The sequence below is a fragment of the Pseudomonas sp. IT-P253 genome (assembly GCF_949768125.1).
Lineage (GTDB): Bacteria > Pseudomonadota > Gammaproteobacteria > Pseudomonadales > Pseudomonadaceae > Aquipseudomonas.
Window position 1 is genome coordinate 73,942 of record NZ_CATKPT010000013.1, and the last position, 14,114, is coordinate 88,055.

The window sequence follows — 14,114 nt, forward strand, 5'->3', positions numbered from 1 at the left end:
GAGCCATTGCTGACTATGAGCCAGAACAAGAGCAATTTTTCGACCCAAGTGATCCACGCCGGCGAACAGTCGACCTATGCCGACAATACAATTTTTCCGGCAATCGTCACGTCCAGTTCGTTCATCAAGCGCAGCCTCGACGACAACCCGGAGTACGCCTACGGGCGAGTGGGTAACCCAACCCGCCATGCCTATGAGAGCTGCATCGCGCAGTTGGAGCGCGGCTTCGGTGCCGTGGCCTGCGCCTCTGGCCTGGCGGCCACCGCCACCGTGCTTGAGCTACTGCCCAAAGATTCCCATGTGATCGTGATGGCGGGCGTCTACGGAGGCACCTTCCGCCTGATGGAAGACTACCGCAGCAAGACTTCGGGGCTCAGCACCACCTACGTCGACCTCAATGACCTTGAGGCACTGGCTGCCAGCCGCCGCGACAACACCCGGCTGATCTGGATCGAGACACCGACCAACCCTCTGCTGCAACTGGTGGACATCCCGCATGTGACAGCGTTCGCCCGCGTCCACGGCATCCTGACCTGCGTCGACAACACCTTCTGCTCACCCTGGAACCAGCGTCCTATCGAGTATGGCGTCGACCTGGTGATGCACTCGGCGAGTAAATACATCGGCGGGCACTCCGACCTGATCGGTGGTGTGGTAGTGGCCGCCGATGAGCCACTGTTCGCCCGCCTGCGCGGCATCAGCATGGCTATCGGAGCGGTCCAGGGGCCGTTCGACTGCTACCTCGCCCTGCGCGGGCTCAAGACCCTCGACGTACGCATGGAGCGCCAGTGCAGCAATGCGCTACAGATCGCCCGCTACCTCAGCCAGCACCCGCAGGTCGAGGCCGTGTACTACCCGGGGCTGGAAAGCCATCCGCAGCACGAACTGTGCAAACGCCAGATGCGTTCTGGTGGCGCGGTGGTTTCACTGAAGCTCAAGGCCGATCGCAAGGCGATGGCACCCTTCATCGAGCAGCTGTCGATCTTTGTGCTGGCTGATTCCCTTGGCGGGGTGGAGAGCATGATCAACCACTCCTACAGCATGTCGCACAACTCGTTGAGCCATGACCAGAAAATCAGCCTGGGCATCGGCGAGAACCTGATCCGGCTCTCCATCGGCCTGGAACATGTCGACGATCTGATCGCCGACTTGAATGCGGGCTTTGAGCGGCTGCGCACAACCCACGTCGAATAACAAAAAATCCCGATCCACCCACAAGAGGCTCTCGAAGTCCACTGCACTGACGATTCAAAAAACTGGCGTTCCGTTTATCTAACAATAAGGTCTATAAAATGCAAACGAACCGCGTGCTCAAAAAACACTGGAAAACCGCAGTACTGGCACTGACGCTGGCAACCAGTTTCTCTGCTGCAGCTGATCAGCTCAGCGATATCAAGGCTAAGGGTGAGTTAGTTTGTGGTGTGCTCGGAACCGACGAGCCATTCAGCTACATAAAGGACCCGGCGAGTCGCGCAATCGTCGGTTACGACGTCGACATGTGCAATGCCATTGCCGCGAACATCGGGGTCAAACCGGTGCTCAAGCAATTGACGGTCGCCGCACGCATTCCCGAATTGCAACAGGGCCGTGTCGACCTTCTGGCTGCCTCCTTGACCCATAACAAGGAGCGCGAGGCATTGATCAACTTCTCCCTTTCGACCTTCATCACGGGTCAGAAAGTCATGGTCAGGGCTGACAGCGGCATCAGCCAACTCGACCAATTGACTGGCAAGAAGATCTTGACGATCAAAGGCTCCACCATGGAGCAGAGCATCCGTTCGAAGATCGCTGACGCCCAGATCGTATCGTTCGACAGCAACCCTCAGGCCCTGCTCGCCCTGCAACAGGGTAAAGGCTTGGGTTACGCCAACGATGAGACTTCATTGGCCGGCAACTTCGCCAAGCTGGGTGATGCGGCAAAAGATTTTCTGATTCTCCCGACGCCCCTGTCCGCCGAGCACATTGCGCTGGGCATGAGAAAAGGCGAACCCGCCTTCCAGGAGCAGGTGAACAAGACGCTGCGTGATCTGGAGACTTCCGGCAAGGCTGAGACGCTCTTCACCAAGTGGTTTGGCCCTGAGAGCAACATGAAATTCGCCAGCCGCTCATTCAAGATCGAAACCGACAACATCAACTAACTTCATTGAGGGCCCGACCTTTTGGTCGGGCCACGGGGCTATTTATGAATACGTTTGATTTGTCGGTCGTGCTCTCCGGGCAGTATCACGAGTGGCTCGTCAGTGGCTTCCTGTTGTCCATCCAACTCGCGTTGATCTCGCTGACCATCGCCCTGCCGCTGGCAATCGTCATCGCTGTATTGCGCATGGCTCCTTACGCTGCACTCCGGGGAATCGCAATCACCTATGTGGAAGCGATACGCAACGTCCCGCTGCTGGCACACATGCTGTTCTGGTATTTCGGCGCTCCGGAGCTGCTGCCTACTCCTATCAAGGCATGGATCTACCAACACAATATCGAAGCGGTCAGTGCGGTTATCGCCCTGGTGCTGTACACCGCGGCTTATATGTCCGAAGACATCCGCAGCGGCTTGCGTTCCATTCCAAGGGAGCAAATGGAAGCTGGCCGGACCCTGGGCTTTGGCTTCATCAGCACCATGCGCCTGGTCATCCTCCCGCAGTCACTGCGGGTGACAGTGCCACCGTTGATTAGCCAGACACTTAACCTGTGGAAGAACACCAGCATCGCCATGGTGATCGGCGTCGCTGAAATGATGTATCAGGCCCAGCAGGTGGAAAGCTCCACATTCCGGGGTTTCGAATCGTACGCCGTTACCACCGCCGGTTATGTCGGCGTCTCGATCATCATCACGCTGCTGTCCAGCTGGTACCAGCAACGCTATCCCGTACGGAGTGCCTGACGATGCTAGATATCATCCAGAACTACGGGCTTTACTACCTGATCGGCCAGTACCCGAACGGCCCCTTGGGTGGCTTGGCGATGACGTTGATCCTGGCAGCGCTGGCCCTGGTAATGGCCTTCCCTGTCGGGGTATTGCTCGCGCTCTGCCGCCTCAGCCCATATGCACTGTTGCGCGTACCGGTCACAAGCGTGGTGTATGTACTGCGCGGCACACCCTTGTTGATGGTGATTTTCTGGGCCTATTTCCTGCTGCCGACCCTGACCGGCCAACGCACCGATCAATTCGGCACCATGCTGGCGGCCCTGGTGATTTTTGATGGGGTCTACCTCGCAGAAATCATTCGCGCCGGGATTCTGGGATTGCCTCGCGGGCAAATGGAAAGCTCTCGCTCACTCGGCTTTTCGTACCTGGCGACAATGCGCCTGGTCATCATGCCCCAGGCCTTTCGCAACATGCTGCCCTCACTGGTGAATCAGTTTGTCTCCACCATCAAGGAGACCTCGCTGGGTTACATCATCAGCCTCTCGGAAGTGTCGTTCGTCGCCTCCCAGATCAGCGCTCAGTTGCTCACCAAGCCGGTCCAGGTCTATGCCGTGCTCGGCCTCACTTACTTCGTCATGTGCTTCAGCTTGTCGCGCTTCGCCTTCTGGCTGGAAAGACGCCTCGCTGTCCGAACTGCAAAGGTTTAATCCCATGATCAAACTGAAAAACGTTAACAAGTGGTACGGCAACTACCATGCTCTGGCTGACATCAACGAAACCGTCGCCAAGGGTGAGGTGGTCGTGGTCTGCGGCCCGTCCGGCTCCGGAAAGTCGACGATGATTCGTACGCTCAATCGGCTGGAGGCTATCCAGAGCGGGAATATTTTCATCGATGGCGTGGATATCCATGATCGCTCCGTCAGCGTGAACGCATTGCGTAGCGGCATTGGCTTCGTGTTCCAGCAGTTCAATCTGTTTCCGCACCTCACCGTTCTCGAGAACTGCACCCTGGCTCCGCGTCGCCTGCGCAAGCTGGGCGCCAAGGAAGCTGACGATCTGGCCATGAGCTTGCTGGAGCGCGTAGGGCTGGCCCACAAAGCATGCGCCTACCCCTCCGAGTTATCGGGTGGCCAGCAGCAGCGCGTGGCCATCGCCAGGGCATTGGCAATGAACCCTCCGGTGATGCTGTTCGATGAACCCACTTCGGCGTTGGACCCAGAGATGGTCGGCGAAGTGCTTCAAGCAATGAAAAGCCTGGCCAAGGAAGGCATGACCATGGTGTGCGTCACCCACGAGATGGGTTTCGCGCGTGAAGTGGCTGATCGCGTGATCTTCATGGACCAAGGCAAGGTGCTGGAACGAGCAACGCCCGAGTCTTTCTTCCTGCGCCCCGAACACCCTCGCGCACAGCGATTCCTGTCCGATATCCGCTCGCCCTGGGCCGAGAGTGGTATGCCGCAAGCTTGTTGAATGGAGTACAGGGGGCAGGCTCGATAGCCGCCCCCATGAAAATGGAGACAATGACCATGCAATTTCATGTCGAGGCTTTCTTCGACGCCGACAGCTGTACTTACAGTTATCTGGTCAGCGACCCGATGACCCGGCACTGCGCGATCATCGATCCGGTCCTCGACTACGATGCCGCCGCCGCGCGTATCTCGTATTCGAGTGCCGAGCACCTGATCGAACACGTGCGCGCCAACGCGCTCACACTGGAATGGATTCTGGAAACGCACGTGCATGCCGACCACCTCTCGGCTGCCCGCTACCTCAAGCGGCAACTGGGTGGAAAGATCGGCATTGGCGACCGCATTCCTCAGGTACAGAAGACTTTTGCCACGCTGTTCGACGCCGACGATGATGTGTGCCTGGACGGCAGCCAGTTCGACCGTTTGTTCGCCGACAACGAAACCTTCCATATCGGCGCCCTGCCCGTCAGCGTGCTGCATACGCCTGGCCATACGCCGGCCTGCGTGACGTACTTGATCGAAGATGCCGCGTTCGTCGGTGACACGGTGTTCATGCCCGATTGTGGCACTGCCCGCTGCGATTTTCCTGGCGGTGACGCACACCAGTTGTACCGCTCGATCGGCCGGCTGTTCGAGCTGCCAGGCAGCACGCGACTGTTCATGTGCCACGACTACAAAGCGCCCGGCCGCGATGCCTACTGTCACCAGACTACGGTGGACGAGGAGCGCGCGCACAACATCCATATCGGCAAAGGGATCGCCGAGGCTGATTTCGTCACGCTGCGCACGGCGCGGGACAAGACCCTGAACCAACCCAGGCTGCTGCTGCCGTCAGTGCAAATCAACATGCGAGCGGGTGAAACGCCAGCGGCCAGGACCAATGGCATCAGCTATTTGAAGATACCGCTCAATATGTTCTGAATGAGTATCGCAACTCAGGCAGAACGACAGGAATATCCGATTTAAGCAATCGAATGGAATGCAGATGACTACGCTCAAGCACAACGCAACAGCCTCTGGGACCAAAGATGCCTGCGGACGCCCCGATATCACTGCCGACGTTGTCGTCATTGGTGGAGGATCGGCAGGCATCGGGATTGTGGCAAGCCTGCTCAAGCGTATGCCCGACCTGCAGATCACGCTGATCGAACCCAACGACAAGCACTACTACCAGCCGGCGTGGACGCTGGTCGGTGGGGGGGCGTATGACGTGCGCAAGACTGTCAGGCCCATGTCGCAGGTCATCCCGCGCGGCGCAACCTGGATCAAGGCGGCTGTGGTCGAGGTGCTGCCTGATGGAAAACGTCTAGCGCTGAGCAACGGTAAAAGCGTCGCTTATCAAAACCTCATCGTCTGTCCGGGGCTCAGGCTGGCCTGGGAGAAAATCGAAGGGCTGGAGCAAACCCTGGGCAAGAATGGGGTGACGTCCAACTACCGCTATGACCTTTGCACCTACACCTGGCAACTGGTGCAGGGATTGCGCAAAGGCAAGGCCATCTTTTCCCAACCCGGCATGCCGATCAAATGTGCCGGCGCCCCGCAAAAGGCCCTGTACCTTTCCTGCGATCATTGGCAAAAGTCAGGCGCCCTGCAGGACGTGAAGGTCGAGTTCAACCTTGCCGGCGCAGCGCTGTTCGGCGTGGCGGCCTTCGTCCCTCCCCTGATGAAATACATCCAGAAGTATCGAGCGCAGCTGGTATTCGGTTCGAACCTGGTCAAGGTCGACGGCCCGGCCCGGACAGCCTGGTTTGAAAGCAAGGACGAACAGGGCGCCGTCATTCTCCAGGCCAAGACCTTCGACATGCTCCATGTCGTCCCTGCACAGGTGCCCCCCGAGTTCATCCGTACCAGCGCTCTGGCGGACGCCGCCGGTTGGTGCGAGGTGGATCCGGGGACGTTGCAACACAGCCGCTATCCGGAAGTCTTTGCCCTGGGCGATGTGTGCTCTACCAGTAACGCCAAGACCGCAGCCGCCGCCCGCAAGCAAATCGTCGTCGTGGCCGAGAACCTCCTGGCAGTACGCGGCAACCAGCCCATGCCACTGCGCTACGACGGTTATGGGTCATGCCCGCTGACGGTTGAAAAAGGCAAAGTCGTGCTCGCAGAGTTCGGCTACGGCGGGAAACTGCTGCCCACATTCCCCCTGGATGCAACGGTCGCCCGCAAGAGCGCATGGTTCCTCAAAGCACGATTGCTGCCCTGGTTTTACTGGAACGGCATGCTCAAAGGCCGTGAGTGGTTGACCAGCCTTTCCAGGCCAAGTGAGGAGCGAGCATGCTACTGAGTGGAGTGTTCGGGATCGCCATCGGCATCATTCTTGGCCTGACCGGTGCCGGCGGTGGAATTCTGGCCGTACCGGCGCTCGTGATCGGCCTGGGGTGGTCGATGACTGAATCGGCCCCCGTTGCGCTGTTTGCTGTCAGCGCAGCGGCCGCTGTAGGCGCCGTGGACGGTCTGAGGAAAGGCCTGGTACGTTATCGCGCAGCCCTGCTGATGGCGTTGTTGGGGGCCGTATTCTCGCGCCTTGGCGTGCATTTTGCCCACCTGCTGCCCAACGCCGTACTGACGTCCCTGTTCAGCCTGGTCATGGTCATTGTGGCGATACGCATGATTCGACAGGCTAGCGGCAGCTCGGCTAACGCCGCCGACAATGAGCAGTGCTGGCAACAAAAGAACTGCATGCTCAACCCTCAGACCGGCCGACTGCGCTGGACGCCGAAATGCTCAGCGAGCCTTGCCGTAGTCGGCTCACTTTCAGGGCTGCTCACCGGGATGCTTGGTGTGGGAGGCGGGTTCTTGATCGTGCCTGCGTTTCAACAGCTTTCAGACATCCGCATGCATGGCATCGTCGCGACCTCACTCATGACCATCGCCTTGATCTCGGCTATCGCGGTGACAGGCGCTATTCATGCAGGTGCCCATATAACGGTCACAGGTGGAGTTTTTATCGGTGCGAGTGTCAGCGGGATGCTGTTGGGAAGAGTCCTCTCACCCAGGATTCCCGCCAAATCGATACAACTGGGTTTTTCCGCTGTGTGCATGGTGGTCGCTGGCTACCTCCTGCTCAGGACCTGGATGTAGAAAATCTGCGGAGCCTGGAAACATCGACCTAGGCCCCCGCCATTCTCTTGTCCAGGGCACTGGCAAGACTCAACGCCTCAACACTCAATGCCTTGCAAAAGGCGTCGACAAACACTGAGGAGGGTCGAAAATCTGGCCTGATCAGCATGACTCGGTAGGGAATGGACACGTTGATTGGCCGAATGGCCAATCCTCTACCTGACTCCTGCACCGCGGTCAGCGGGTTGATAATCGCCACGCCCAATTGTTGCCTGACCATGGCACAGACTGAAGCGGCATTGGTGGTTTCGATCACGGTGTGCCGATCGACACCCGCATTACGAAAGTGCTCATCGAGCTTCTGACGATAGATATCCAGGCCCGAGAGGTTGATGAAATCGACACCGCGAAAGTCCTCCATTGCCAGCAGCGGCTTGATTAACAAAGGGTGCCCCTCTGGCAGTATGCAAACCATGTCGGCACAAAAGAGCAAATCCCCTCGGGTACCCCGCGGCACATGTTCACTTTCAGTCAACCCGAGGTCGTGACGCTGGGCGCTGAGTGACTCCTCGAGCAAGGGCGATTCCTGCGCGGTGATACTCAAGCCTATGCCCGAGTGCTGCTGGTGAAACTGCTTGCAAACCTTGGGCAATAGCGTCTGGGAGAACAGCGGCAGGCATGTGATGCTGAGTTGCCCATGTTCGAAACGACGGATCGATTGCGCAACGCTGTTGATTCGTTCCAGCCCGACATAGGAACGTTCGACCTCTTCGATCAACATCATCGCCTGAGCCGTTGGCACTAACCTTCCGCCCTCCCGATCAAACAGACGCAGACCCGAAAGGCTTTCAAGCCGTGCCAGTTCCCGGCTGAGTGTCGGCTGAGAGGTCAGCAATAAGCGCGCCGCTCCCGTGACGCTGCCTGCTTGCATGATCGCTCGGAAAACTTCGATATGTCGCAACGAGACTTTCATACCCAACCTTCGTTGATCGCTTGAAGCCCATATCAAAACTGAATTGATAAACAAAAAGAAGATATTTTATTGAATGCCCTGCAATCGGCATGATGGCCTCCACTCTCTAGATCAGATCGACTATCTCTATGCCCAACCAGCTCCCATTCCAGCAACTTGCCGCTATCGCCACAGAACATGGCACCCCGGTCTGGTGTTATGACGCCCAGACCATCAAGGCGCGCATTGGCCAACTGGCGTGCTTCGAAACCGTTCGATTCGCACAAAAAGCCTGTTCCAACCTGCACATCCTGCGCTTGATCCGGGAACAAGGCGTTCGGGTCGATGCCGTCTCGCTGGGTGAAATCGAGCGGGCGCTGCTGGCAGGTTTCAGCCCGGCCGGCACACCAGCAGGCATCGTCTTTACCTGTGATCTGTTCGACGAGATGACGTTGCGCCGCGTAGTCGAACTGAATATCGAGGTCAATACCGGCTCGATCGACATGCTCCGCCAATTGGGCGAACGCTCTGCGGGCCATCGCGTCTGGTTGCGCATCAACCCTGGGTTCGGCCACGGTCACAGCCGCAAGACCAATACCGGTGGTGAAAACAGCAAGCATGGCATCTGGCATGACCAGATTCACGAAGCGCTCGACGTCATTCGGCAATTCGGGCTGAAGCTGGTGGGATTGCACATGCACATTGGTTCGGGCGTGGATTACCTGCATCTGGAGCAGGTGGGCAATGCAATGGTCTCGGCGGTGAAAATGCTCGACCACGATATCGAAGCATTTTCCATCGGCGGAGGGCTTTCCACTCCCTACCGCGAGGGCGATGAGCCGGTAGACATCCAGCGTTACGCCAACGCATGGCATCAGGCCAGGCAGGACATCGAGGCGTTTCTCGGTCATCCGGTGCGGATGGAAATCGAACCCGGCCGGTTCTTGGTTGCCGAGTCAGGTTGTCTGGTGACGGAAGTTCGCACGGTCAAAAAAGTGGGTCGCCGAAACTTCATCCTGGTGAATGCCGGCTTCAATGACCTGATGCGCCCGGCCCTCTATGGCGCCTATCACCACATGACCTTGCTGGACGCCGAGGGTGCTCCCGTCAATCGCGTTGACCACGACTACGTGGTGGGCGGCCCCCTGTGTGAATCTGGCGATATCTTTACGCAAGATGAAGAAGGTGTGACGCCCCGCTTGCTGCCCGAGGCGCAGGTTGGCGACTTGCTGATCATGCACGATACGGGCGCGTACGGCGCCTCCATGTCATCCAATTACAACAGCCGCCCCCTGTTGCCGGAAGTATTGATCGAGCAAGGGCAAGCCAGATTGATTAGACGCCCGCAACCATTGTCGGACTTGCTGGCCTTGGAGTTGGGGCTTTAAAGGCCAAGTGGTGGACACCATTTTTGGTTCTCCCAAAAGAAGGCATGACACTTAATCCTGGCGGCGTAGCCAGCCGAATGTCTTCGCCGACTTGCGCACTGTGGAATAGCACGCTGCTCGCCGATACGGATTGTTCCTACACATCTTCTTCGAACGTTCCCGTGCGCACGTCGCCGCTGCGGACGTAGCGGGTGATCAGCACACCGCCCGGCGTGCTGGTCGAGTGCGCCAATGTGAAGGCCGACGCTTGGGCGCTGTCGTCGAACAAGCGCTTGCCGCGCCCCAATACTATGGGAAAAATCATCAGCCGAAGTTCGTCCACCAACCCGGCTGCAAGCAGTTGGCGCACCATATCGCCGCTGCCCTGCGTCAACAGAGGGGGGCCATCCTGGTGCTTGAGCGTACGTATCGCGTCGACAAGGTTGCCCTCCAGCGCATGACTGTTCTGCCAAACAAGCGGATCGGATCGATGCGTGGCCACGTGCTTGGGCACGCTGTTGAACAGCTTGGCGATGGTGTGGTTGTGTGAGTCGGCCTGTTTACGCGGCCAGTATGCTTAATGCTTTTCAGTAAAGAAATCTCAGGCGCAACGCGCTTCCTGTAGCAGCTGGCGAAGCCTGCGTTCGGCGCGGGCCGCGATCGGACGAAGCCGTCGTAAAATCAGCCGACGCGGTGCATCAGAAACACCTCGTGCACATGTTTTACGACGGCTTCGCCGCCGAACGCAGGCTTCGCCAGCTGCTACAGATCGCATTACGGCTTAACTGATCGGCATTAGCCAATACGCTGCGAAGCAATTCGAACCTCGTGAAAGTTTTCGTACAGGGAACATCTATGATGACTGCACCCCATCAGATCTCGACGCTGTGAAAGCAGGCGGCTTGGGGGCCAACAGTCGACCGACAGCCTGGCGCGAAACACTGGACCGCCTCGATCGATACTCACCCTCACAACACCCACGCATTACAGATACCAGCGATACTCCCGGGCGCTGATCTCCCGCATGAACGCCAGATGATCCTGACGTTTATTCTCGCAATACACATCCACGAACTCCGCCCCTAAACCTTCGCGCAGTTGCGGTTGATGCTGCATTGCGCGAACGGCTTCGAGCATTTCCAGCGGGAAGTCGACGCCGCTGTTGCGGTCTTCGTTGAGCGGCAGGATCGGCTCTTTGCCGGCTTCCAGGCCATGTTCCAGTCCCACCAGAATCGCCGCCAGCACCAGATAGGGGTTGGCATCGGCACCGGCCAGACGGTATTCGATGCGCAGGTTTTTCGAGTCCGATTCCGGAATGCGCAAGCACGCATCACGATCTTCGAAACCCCAGCTCGCTTGTGTGGCCACGTTTACCGTACCGCCCAGGCGGCGCATGGCATTCTGGTTCGGCGCGAAGATCGGCATGCTGTGCGGCAGCAGCTCCAGACACCCCGCCACGGCATGGCGTAGCGGTTGCTGTTGGTTCGCCGCCAACAGGTTTTTGCCGGCACTGTCATACAGACTGACATGCACATGCATGCCGCTGCCCGGGTGCTGCAAGTAAGGCTTGGCCATGAAGCTGGCGCGGTAGCCGTGCTTGAGCGCGACGCCACGGGTGCTACGACAAAACAGCGCAGCCCAGTCGGCGGCACGCAGACCATCATCAAGATGACCGAAGTTGATCTCGAACTGACCCGGACCCAGTTCAGCCGTAATCACGGTGGCATCAATGCCCTGAGCCCGCGTCACCTCAACCATTTCGTCCAGCACCGGGGCAAAGCGTGAGAGGCGCTCGATGTGCATGTTGGGTTGATCATCGGCATCGTCCGTCAAGCCATCCCGTGGAAACTGCGGCAAGCCGTCACGCAGCTGTTTATCGAACAGGTAGAACTCCAGCTCAAAGGCCACCACCGGGTGAATGCCTTTGCGCTCCAGCCGATCCAATACTTGCGCCAGCACTTCGCGCGGTTCGAAAACAATCGGCTTTTCGGTGCCGTCCGAAGTGATCAGCATCTGCCCCAGCGGCTGCGCTTCCCAGGTCACCGGTTTGAGTGTGCCGGGGACCAGACGACGCAACGCGTCCGGGTCACCGTCGTTAAAACAGTAGTCACCGATTTTGAACAAGCCGCCCTGCACGCCCAGCAACACACAATTCTGTGGCAGCTTGAGCGCGCTGCCGGCCGCGACTTTTTCCAGCATCTCAACGGGGTAACGTTTGCCGTAAAAGTGCCCCGGAATGTCCAGGGAAATCAGGTCGACATAACGCACCTCGGGGTGGCGTTGGCGAAAAGCACGTACTTCGGACAGCAAATCAGAGCAGGCAGCATCCATCTTGGTTGTTCCTTTGTTGTTATCAGGTGTAGACCCAGAGCACTCGCGTGAGATGCTCGGTAAGGTTGCCGTAACGGCAACGGGTGTGACTGTCGAACTGAAAACTGTCGCCGGTTCGTAACGTGACAGGGTCTTCGTCGTCGCCCAGCCAGAGCGTCAACTCGCCCTCGAGCACGTAGCCGCCCTGCTCCGAGCTGTCGGTCAGGTGCCTGTCACCACTGCTGGCGCCGGCTTCCAGATGACTTTCGAGCATCGAGAACGAAGCCCGCATCTTGGGCGAAACCAGCACATCGGTAATCCCGTTGGCGTAATACAACGTGCGACGCTCGTCCGGCCGGGTCACCCACGGCAGAACCTTGGGTTTTGGCAAGCTATAGAAATAGGTCGTCGGCACGCCCAGGGTTTCGCTGATCGCTGTCAGATCCGCCACCGTTGGCCGAGACAAGCCACGCTCGACTTGAGACAAAAACCCCACTGAACGACCGATCTGGTCGGCCAGGTCCTTCAAGGTGAATTTCTTGTGTTTGCGCAAATCGTGAATAAGGATCGCCAGCGCGGCGATTTCTTCCTGCTTGTTCATGGCTGGGATTCCGGTAAATGACTCATCAAATGCTGTCGCGCAGTCGATACCAGGCTTTGCCGATGGCTTCCAGCGGCGCGGCCAGGTACTTGCCGCCGGGAAAGCTGCCATTACTCAAGCCTTGATACAACGCCAATTCATCTGCCTGGCCGAGAATCGCGTCGGCCACCGCGCGAGCGGCTGCCAGTGTCGGGAGCACGCCATGCCCGGAGTACCCTTGTAGCCAGTAACGATCGCCCTGGCGTCCGACGTCCGGTGTGCGGTTCAAGGTGAGGTCGATGTGTCCGCCCCAGGCAAACTCCAGATCGACACCCTTGAGCTGCGGGAAGACACGTTCCAGAAATGGCCGTGTTGCACCGGCAATGTCCTTGGGCATGCCGCCCAGGTAGGTGCAGCCGCCGCCGAACAGCAAGCGGTTGTCCGGAGTGCGACGGAAGTAGTCGAGGACAAACTGGTTATCGGTCACGCACACATTGGTCGGCAGTAACGCCGTGGCCTGCTCACGCGTCAGGGGTGCGGTAGCGACCTGATAAGTCCCGACCGGCAACACGCAACGGGCCAGTTCTGGATCGAGCCGGTCCAGATAGGCATTGCAGGCCAGTACCAGCACGTCGGCCTTAATCGACCCATGCTCGGTATCCACCCGGAAGCGACCGCCCTCTTCTCGATAACTCAACGCTTTGCTTTGTTCATGGATGTGGCCGCCTGCACGCTCGATAGCCGCTGCCAGGCCCAACGCCAGTTTCAGCGGGTTCAGGTGAGCACCTTCGGGATCATAGAGGCCGGCCTGATAGCGATAGCTGGCCACCCAATTGGGCAACTGCTCGCGGGCGATGAACTGCAGTCCATCATGTCCCCATTTGCGACCGGCCTCGTCTTGCCACTCGGTCAATAGGCTGACCCGGCGCGGCATGACCGAAGTCCACAGATGCCCGGCCCGATAGTCACAGTCGAACCCATGACGCCCCGGCAATGCCCGCAACTCCTTAGCGGCCCAGCGCATGCCGTCCCACAGGCGCCTGGCGCGTTCATAACCCAACGCGGCCTCCAGCGGTGGCATGTCACACGACCAGCCGAGAATAGCCTGCCCGCCATTGCGCCCCGAGGCGGCCCACGCCACGCGGCTGGCTTCCAGCAGCGTCACTCGTTTTCCGGCCAACGCCAGACGCAATGCAGTGTGCAGGCCACTGAACCCTGCGCCGATGATCACCACTTCGGTGTCATAGTCCCCCACAAGCGCAGGCCGGGCGCTGAGGAGGTTGGCGCAACTGTGGGCGTAATAGCTGGCGACATGTCGCTCGGATTGCTGAAACATTTGAGGCCTCGTGAAATTATATTTTTATAATTTCATGAAAAAATACAGCGTATTTTTCATATATGCAATGCCTTGTAATTAATGCCAGAACCAGTGTGAATGCCGCCCCCTATCTCCACTGGTCGCGACAGACTTGATCTATAGATTCTTTTTACCTACATTTGAGTCCATGGATTT

13 protein-coding genes and 1 pseudogene are annotated in these 14,114 nt (G+C 58.5%); 9 read left to right on the forward strand and 5 right to left on the reverse strand.

Going from position 1 to position 14,114, the window contains the following annotated elements; translation table 11 throughout:
• Positions 1-15 precede the first annotated feature (15 nt).
• The 8 genes from ACM6IR_RS09395 (at position 16) to ACM6IR_RS09430 (ending at position 7,413) form a co-directional block, all read left to right on the forward strand.
• Positions 16-1,194: a trans-sulfuration enzyme family protein gene (locus ACM6IR_RS09395; RefSeq protein WP_414907459.1), complete on the forward strand. Its 1,179-nt coding sequence runs from the start codon at positions 16-18 to the stop codon at positions 1,192-1,194.
• A gap of 98 nt (positions 1,195-1,292) precedes the next feature.
• Entirely contained in the window at positions 1,293-2,138 is an 846-nt protein-coding gene (locus ACM6IR_RS09400; protein ID WP_414907460.1) for an ABC transporter substrate-binding protein, read from the forward strand.
• Positions 2,139-2,182: 44 nt separating this feature from the next.
• A complete protein-coding gene (locus tag ACM6IR_RS09405) occupies positions 2,183-2,878 on the forward strand; it encodes an amino acid ABC transporter permease (protein ID WP_414907461.1) in 696 nt (231 codons plus the stop codon).
• 2 nt (positions 2,879-2,880) lie between these two features.
• Complete coding sequence (locus ACM6IR_RS09410) at positions 2,881-3,570, forward strand: amino acid ABC transporter permease (RefSeq protein WP_414907462.1); 690 nt, start codon at positions 2,881-2,883, stop codon at positions 3,568-3,570.
• Positions 3,571-3,574: 4 nt separating this feature from the next.
• On the forward strand, positions 3,575-4,333 hold the full coding sequence (locus tag ACM6IR_RS09415; protein ID WP_414907463.1) for an amino acid ABC transporter ATP-binding protein: 759 nt from the start codon (positions 3,575-3,577) through the stop codon (positions 4,331-4,333).
• Between the two features lie 56 nt (positions 4,334-4,389).
• Positions 4,390-5,253 (forward strand): MBL fold metallo-hydrolase, encoded by an 864-nt coding sequence (locus ACM6IR_RS09420; RefSeq protein WP_414907464.1) that lies wholly within the window; start codon positions 4,390-4,392, stop codon positions 5,251-5,253.
• 64 nt (positions 5,254-5,317) lie between these two features.
• Positions 5,318-6,616 carry an FAD/NAD(P)-binding oxidoreductase gene (locus ACM6IR_RS09425; RefSeq protein ID WP_414907465.1) on the forward strand — a complete coding sequence of 433 codons (1,299 nt, stop codon included), beginning with the start codon at positions 5,318-5,320 and terminating at the stop codon, positions 6,614-6,616.
• Positions 6,607-7,413, forward strand: coding sequence for a sulfite exporter TauE/SafE family protein (locus tag ACM6IR_RS09430; RefSeq protein WP_414907466.1), 807 nt, complete (start codon positions 6,607-6,609; stop codon positions 7,411-7,413). The genes ACM6IR_RS09425 and ACM6IR_RS09430 overlap by 10 nt, the downstream gene beginning before the upstream one ends.
• A 28-nt stretch (positions 7,414-7,441) precedes the next feature.
• Here ACM6IR_RS09430 and ACM6IR_RS09435 read toward each other — a convergent pair whose 3' ends face one another.
• Positions 7,442-8,365 (reverse strand): LysR family transcriptional regulator, encoded by a 924-nt coding sequence (locus ACM6IR_RS09435; protein WP_414907467.1) that lies wholly within the window; start codon positions 8,363-8,365, stop codon positions 7,442-7,444.
• Between the two features lie 128 nt (positions 8,366-8,493).
• On the opposite strand from ACM6IR_RS09435, the gene lysA reads away from it, so the two are divergent.
• Positions 8,494-9,732 carry a diaminopimelate decarboxylase gene (gene lysA / locus ACM6IR_RS09440; protein WP_414907468.1) on the forward strand — a complete coding sequence of 413 codons (1,239 nt, stop codon included), beginning with the start codon at positions 8,494-8,496 and terminating at the stop codon, positions 9,730-9,732.
• Between the two features lie 136 nt (positions 9,733-9,868).
• On the opposite strand, the pseudogene ACM6IR_RS09445 reads toward lysA, so the two are convergent.
• The 4 genes and pseudogenes from ACM6IR_RS09445 to ACM6IR_RS09460 all read right to left on the reverse strand — a co-directional run.
• Positions 9,869-10,288, reverse strand: a pseudogene (locus ACM6IR_RS09445) (dihydrofolate reductase family protein); the annotation flags it as partial.
• Between the two features lie 407 nt (positions 10,289-10,695).
• Positions 10,696-12,042: a glutamine synthetase family protein gene (locus ACM6IR_RS09450; RefSeq protein WP_414907469.1), complete on the reverse strand. Its 1,347-nt coding sequence runs from the start codon at positions 12,040-12,042 to the stop codon at positions 10,696-10,698.
• Positions 12,043-12,064: 22 nt separating this feature from the next.
• On the reverse strand, positions 12,065-12,622 hold the full coding sequence (locus ACM6IR_RS09455) for a helix-turn-helix domain-containing protein (protein ID WP_283190394.1): 558 nt from the start codon (positions 12,620-12,622) through the stop codon (positions 12,065-12,067).
• Between the two features lie 25 nt (positions 12,623-12,647).
• Positions 12,648-13,937 (reverse strand): NAD(P)/FAD-dependent oxidoreductase, encoded by a 1,290-nt coding sequence (locus tag ACM6IR_RS09460; protein ID WP_414907470.1) that lies wholly within the window; start codon positions 13,935-13,937, stop codon positions 12,648-12,650.
• Positions 13,938-14,114: the final 177 nt, after the last annotated feature.

What these genes read in the sequence shown, in the direction of transcription:
- ACM6IR_RS09395 (WP_414907459.1), top strand. Translation starts at nt 16, where the DNA reads ATGAGCCAGAACAAGAGCAATTTTTCGACCCAAGTGATCCACGCCGGC.
- ACM6IR_RS09400 (WP_414907460.1), top strand. Translation starts at nt 1,293, where the DNA reads ATGCAAACGAACCGCGTGCTCAAAAAACACTGGAAAACCGCAGTACTG.
- ACM6IR_RS09405 (WP_414907461.1), top strand. Translation starts at nt 2,183, where the DNA reads ATGAATACGTTTGATTTGTCGGTCGTGCTCTCCGGGCAGTATCACGAG.
- ACM6IR_RS09410 (WP_414907462.1), top strand. Translation starts at nt 2,881, where the DNA reads ATGCTAGATATCATCCAGAACTACGGGCTTTACTACCTGATCGGCCAG.
- ACM6IR_RS09415 (WP_414907463.1), top strand. Translation starts at nt 3,575, where the DNA reads ATGATCAAACTGAAAAACGTTAACAAGTGGTACGGCAACTACCATGCT.
- ACM6IR_RS09420 (WP_414907464.1), top strand. Translation starts at nt 4,390, where the DNA reads ATGCAATTTCATGTCGAGGCTTTCTTCGACGCCGACAGCTGTACTTAC.
- ACM6IR_RS09425 (WP_414907465.1), top strand. Translation starts at nt 5,318, where the DNA reads ATGACTACGCTCAAGCACAACGCAACAGCCTCTGGGACCAAAGATGCC.
- ACM6IR_RS09430 (WP_414907466.1), top strand. Translation starts at nt 6,607, where the DNA reads ATGCTACTGAGTGGAGTGTTCGGGATCGCCATCGGCATCATTCTTGGC.
- ACM6IR_RS09435 (WP_414907467.1), bottom strand. Translation starts at nt 8,365, where the DNA reads ATGAAAGTCTCGTTGCGACATATCGAAGTTTTCCGAGCGATCATGCAA.
- lysA (WP_414907468.1), top strand. Translation starts at nt 8,494, where the DNA reads ATGCCCAACCAGCTCCCATTCCAGCAACTTGCCGCTATCGCCACAGAA.
- ACM6IR_RS09450 (WP_414907469.1), bottom strand. Translation starts at nt 12,042, where the DNA reads ATGGATGCTGCCTGCTCTGATTTGCTGTCCGAAGTACGTGCTTTTCGC.
- ACM6IR_RS09455 (WP_283190394.1), bottom strand. Translation starts at nt 12,622, where the DNA reads ATGAACAAGCAGGAAGAAATCGCCGCGCTGGCGATCCTTATTCACGAT.
- ACM6IR_RS09460 (WP_414907470.1), bottom strand. Translation starts at nt 13,937, where the DNA reads ATGTTTCAGCAATCCGAGCGACATGTCGCCAGCTATTACGCCCACAGT.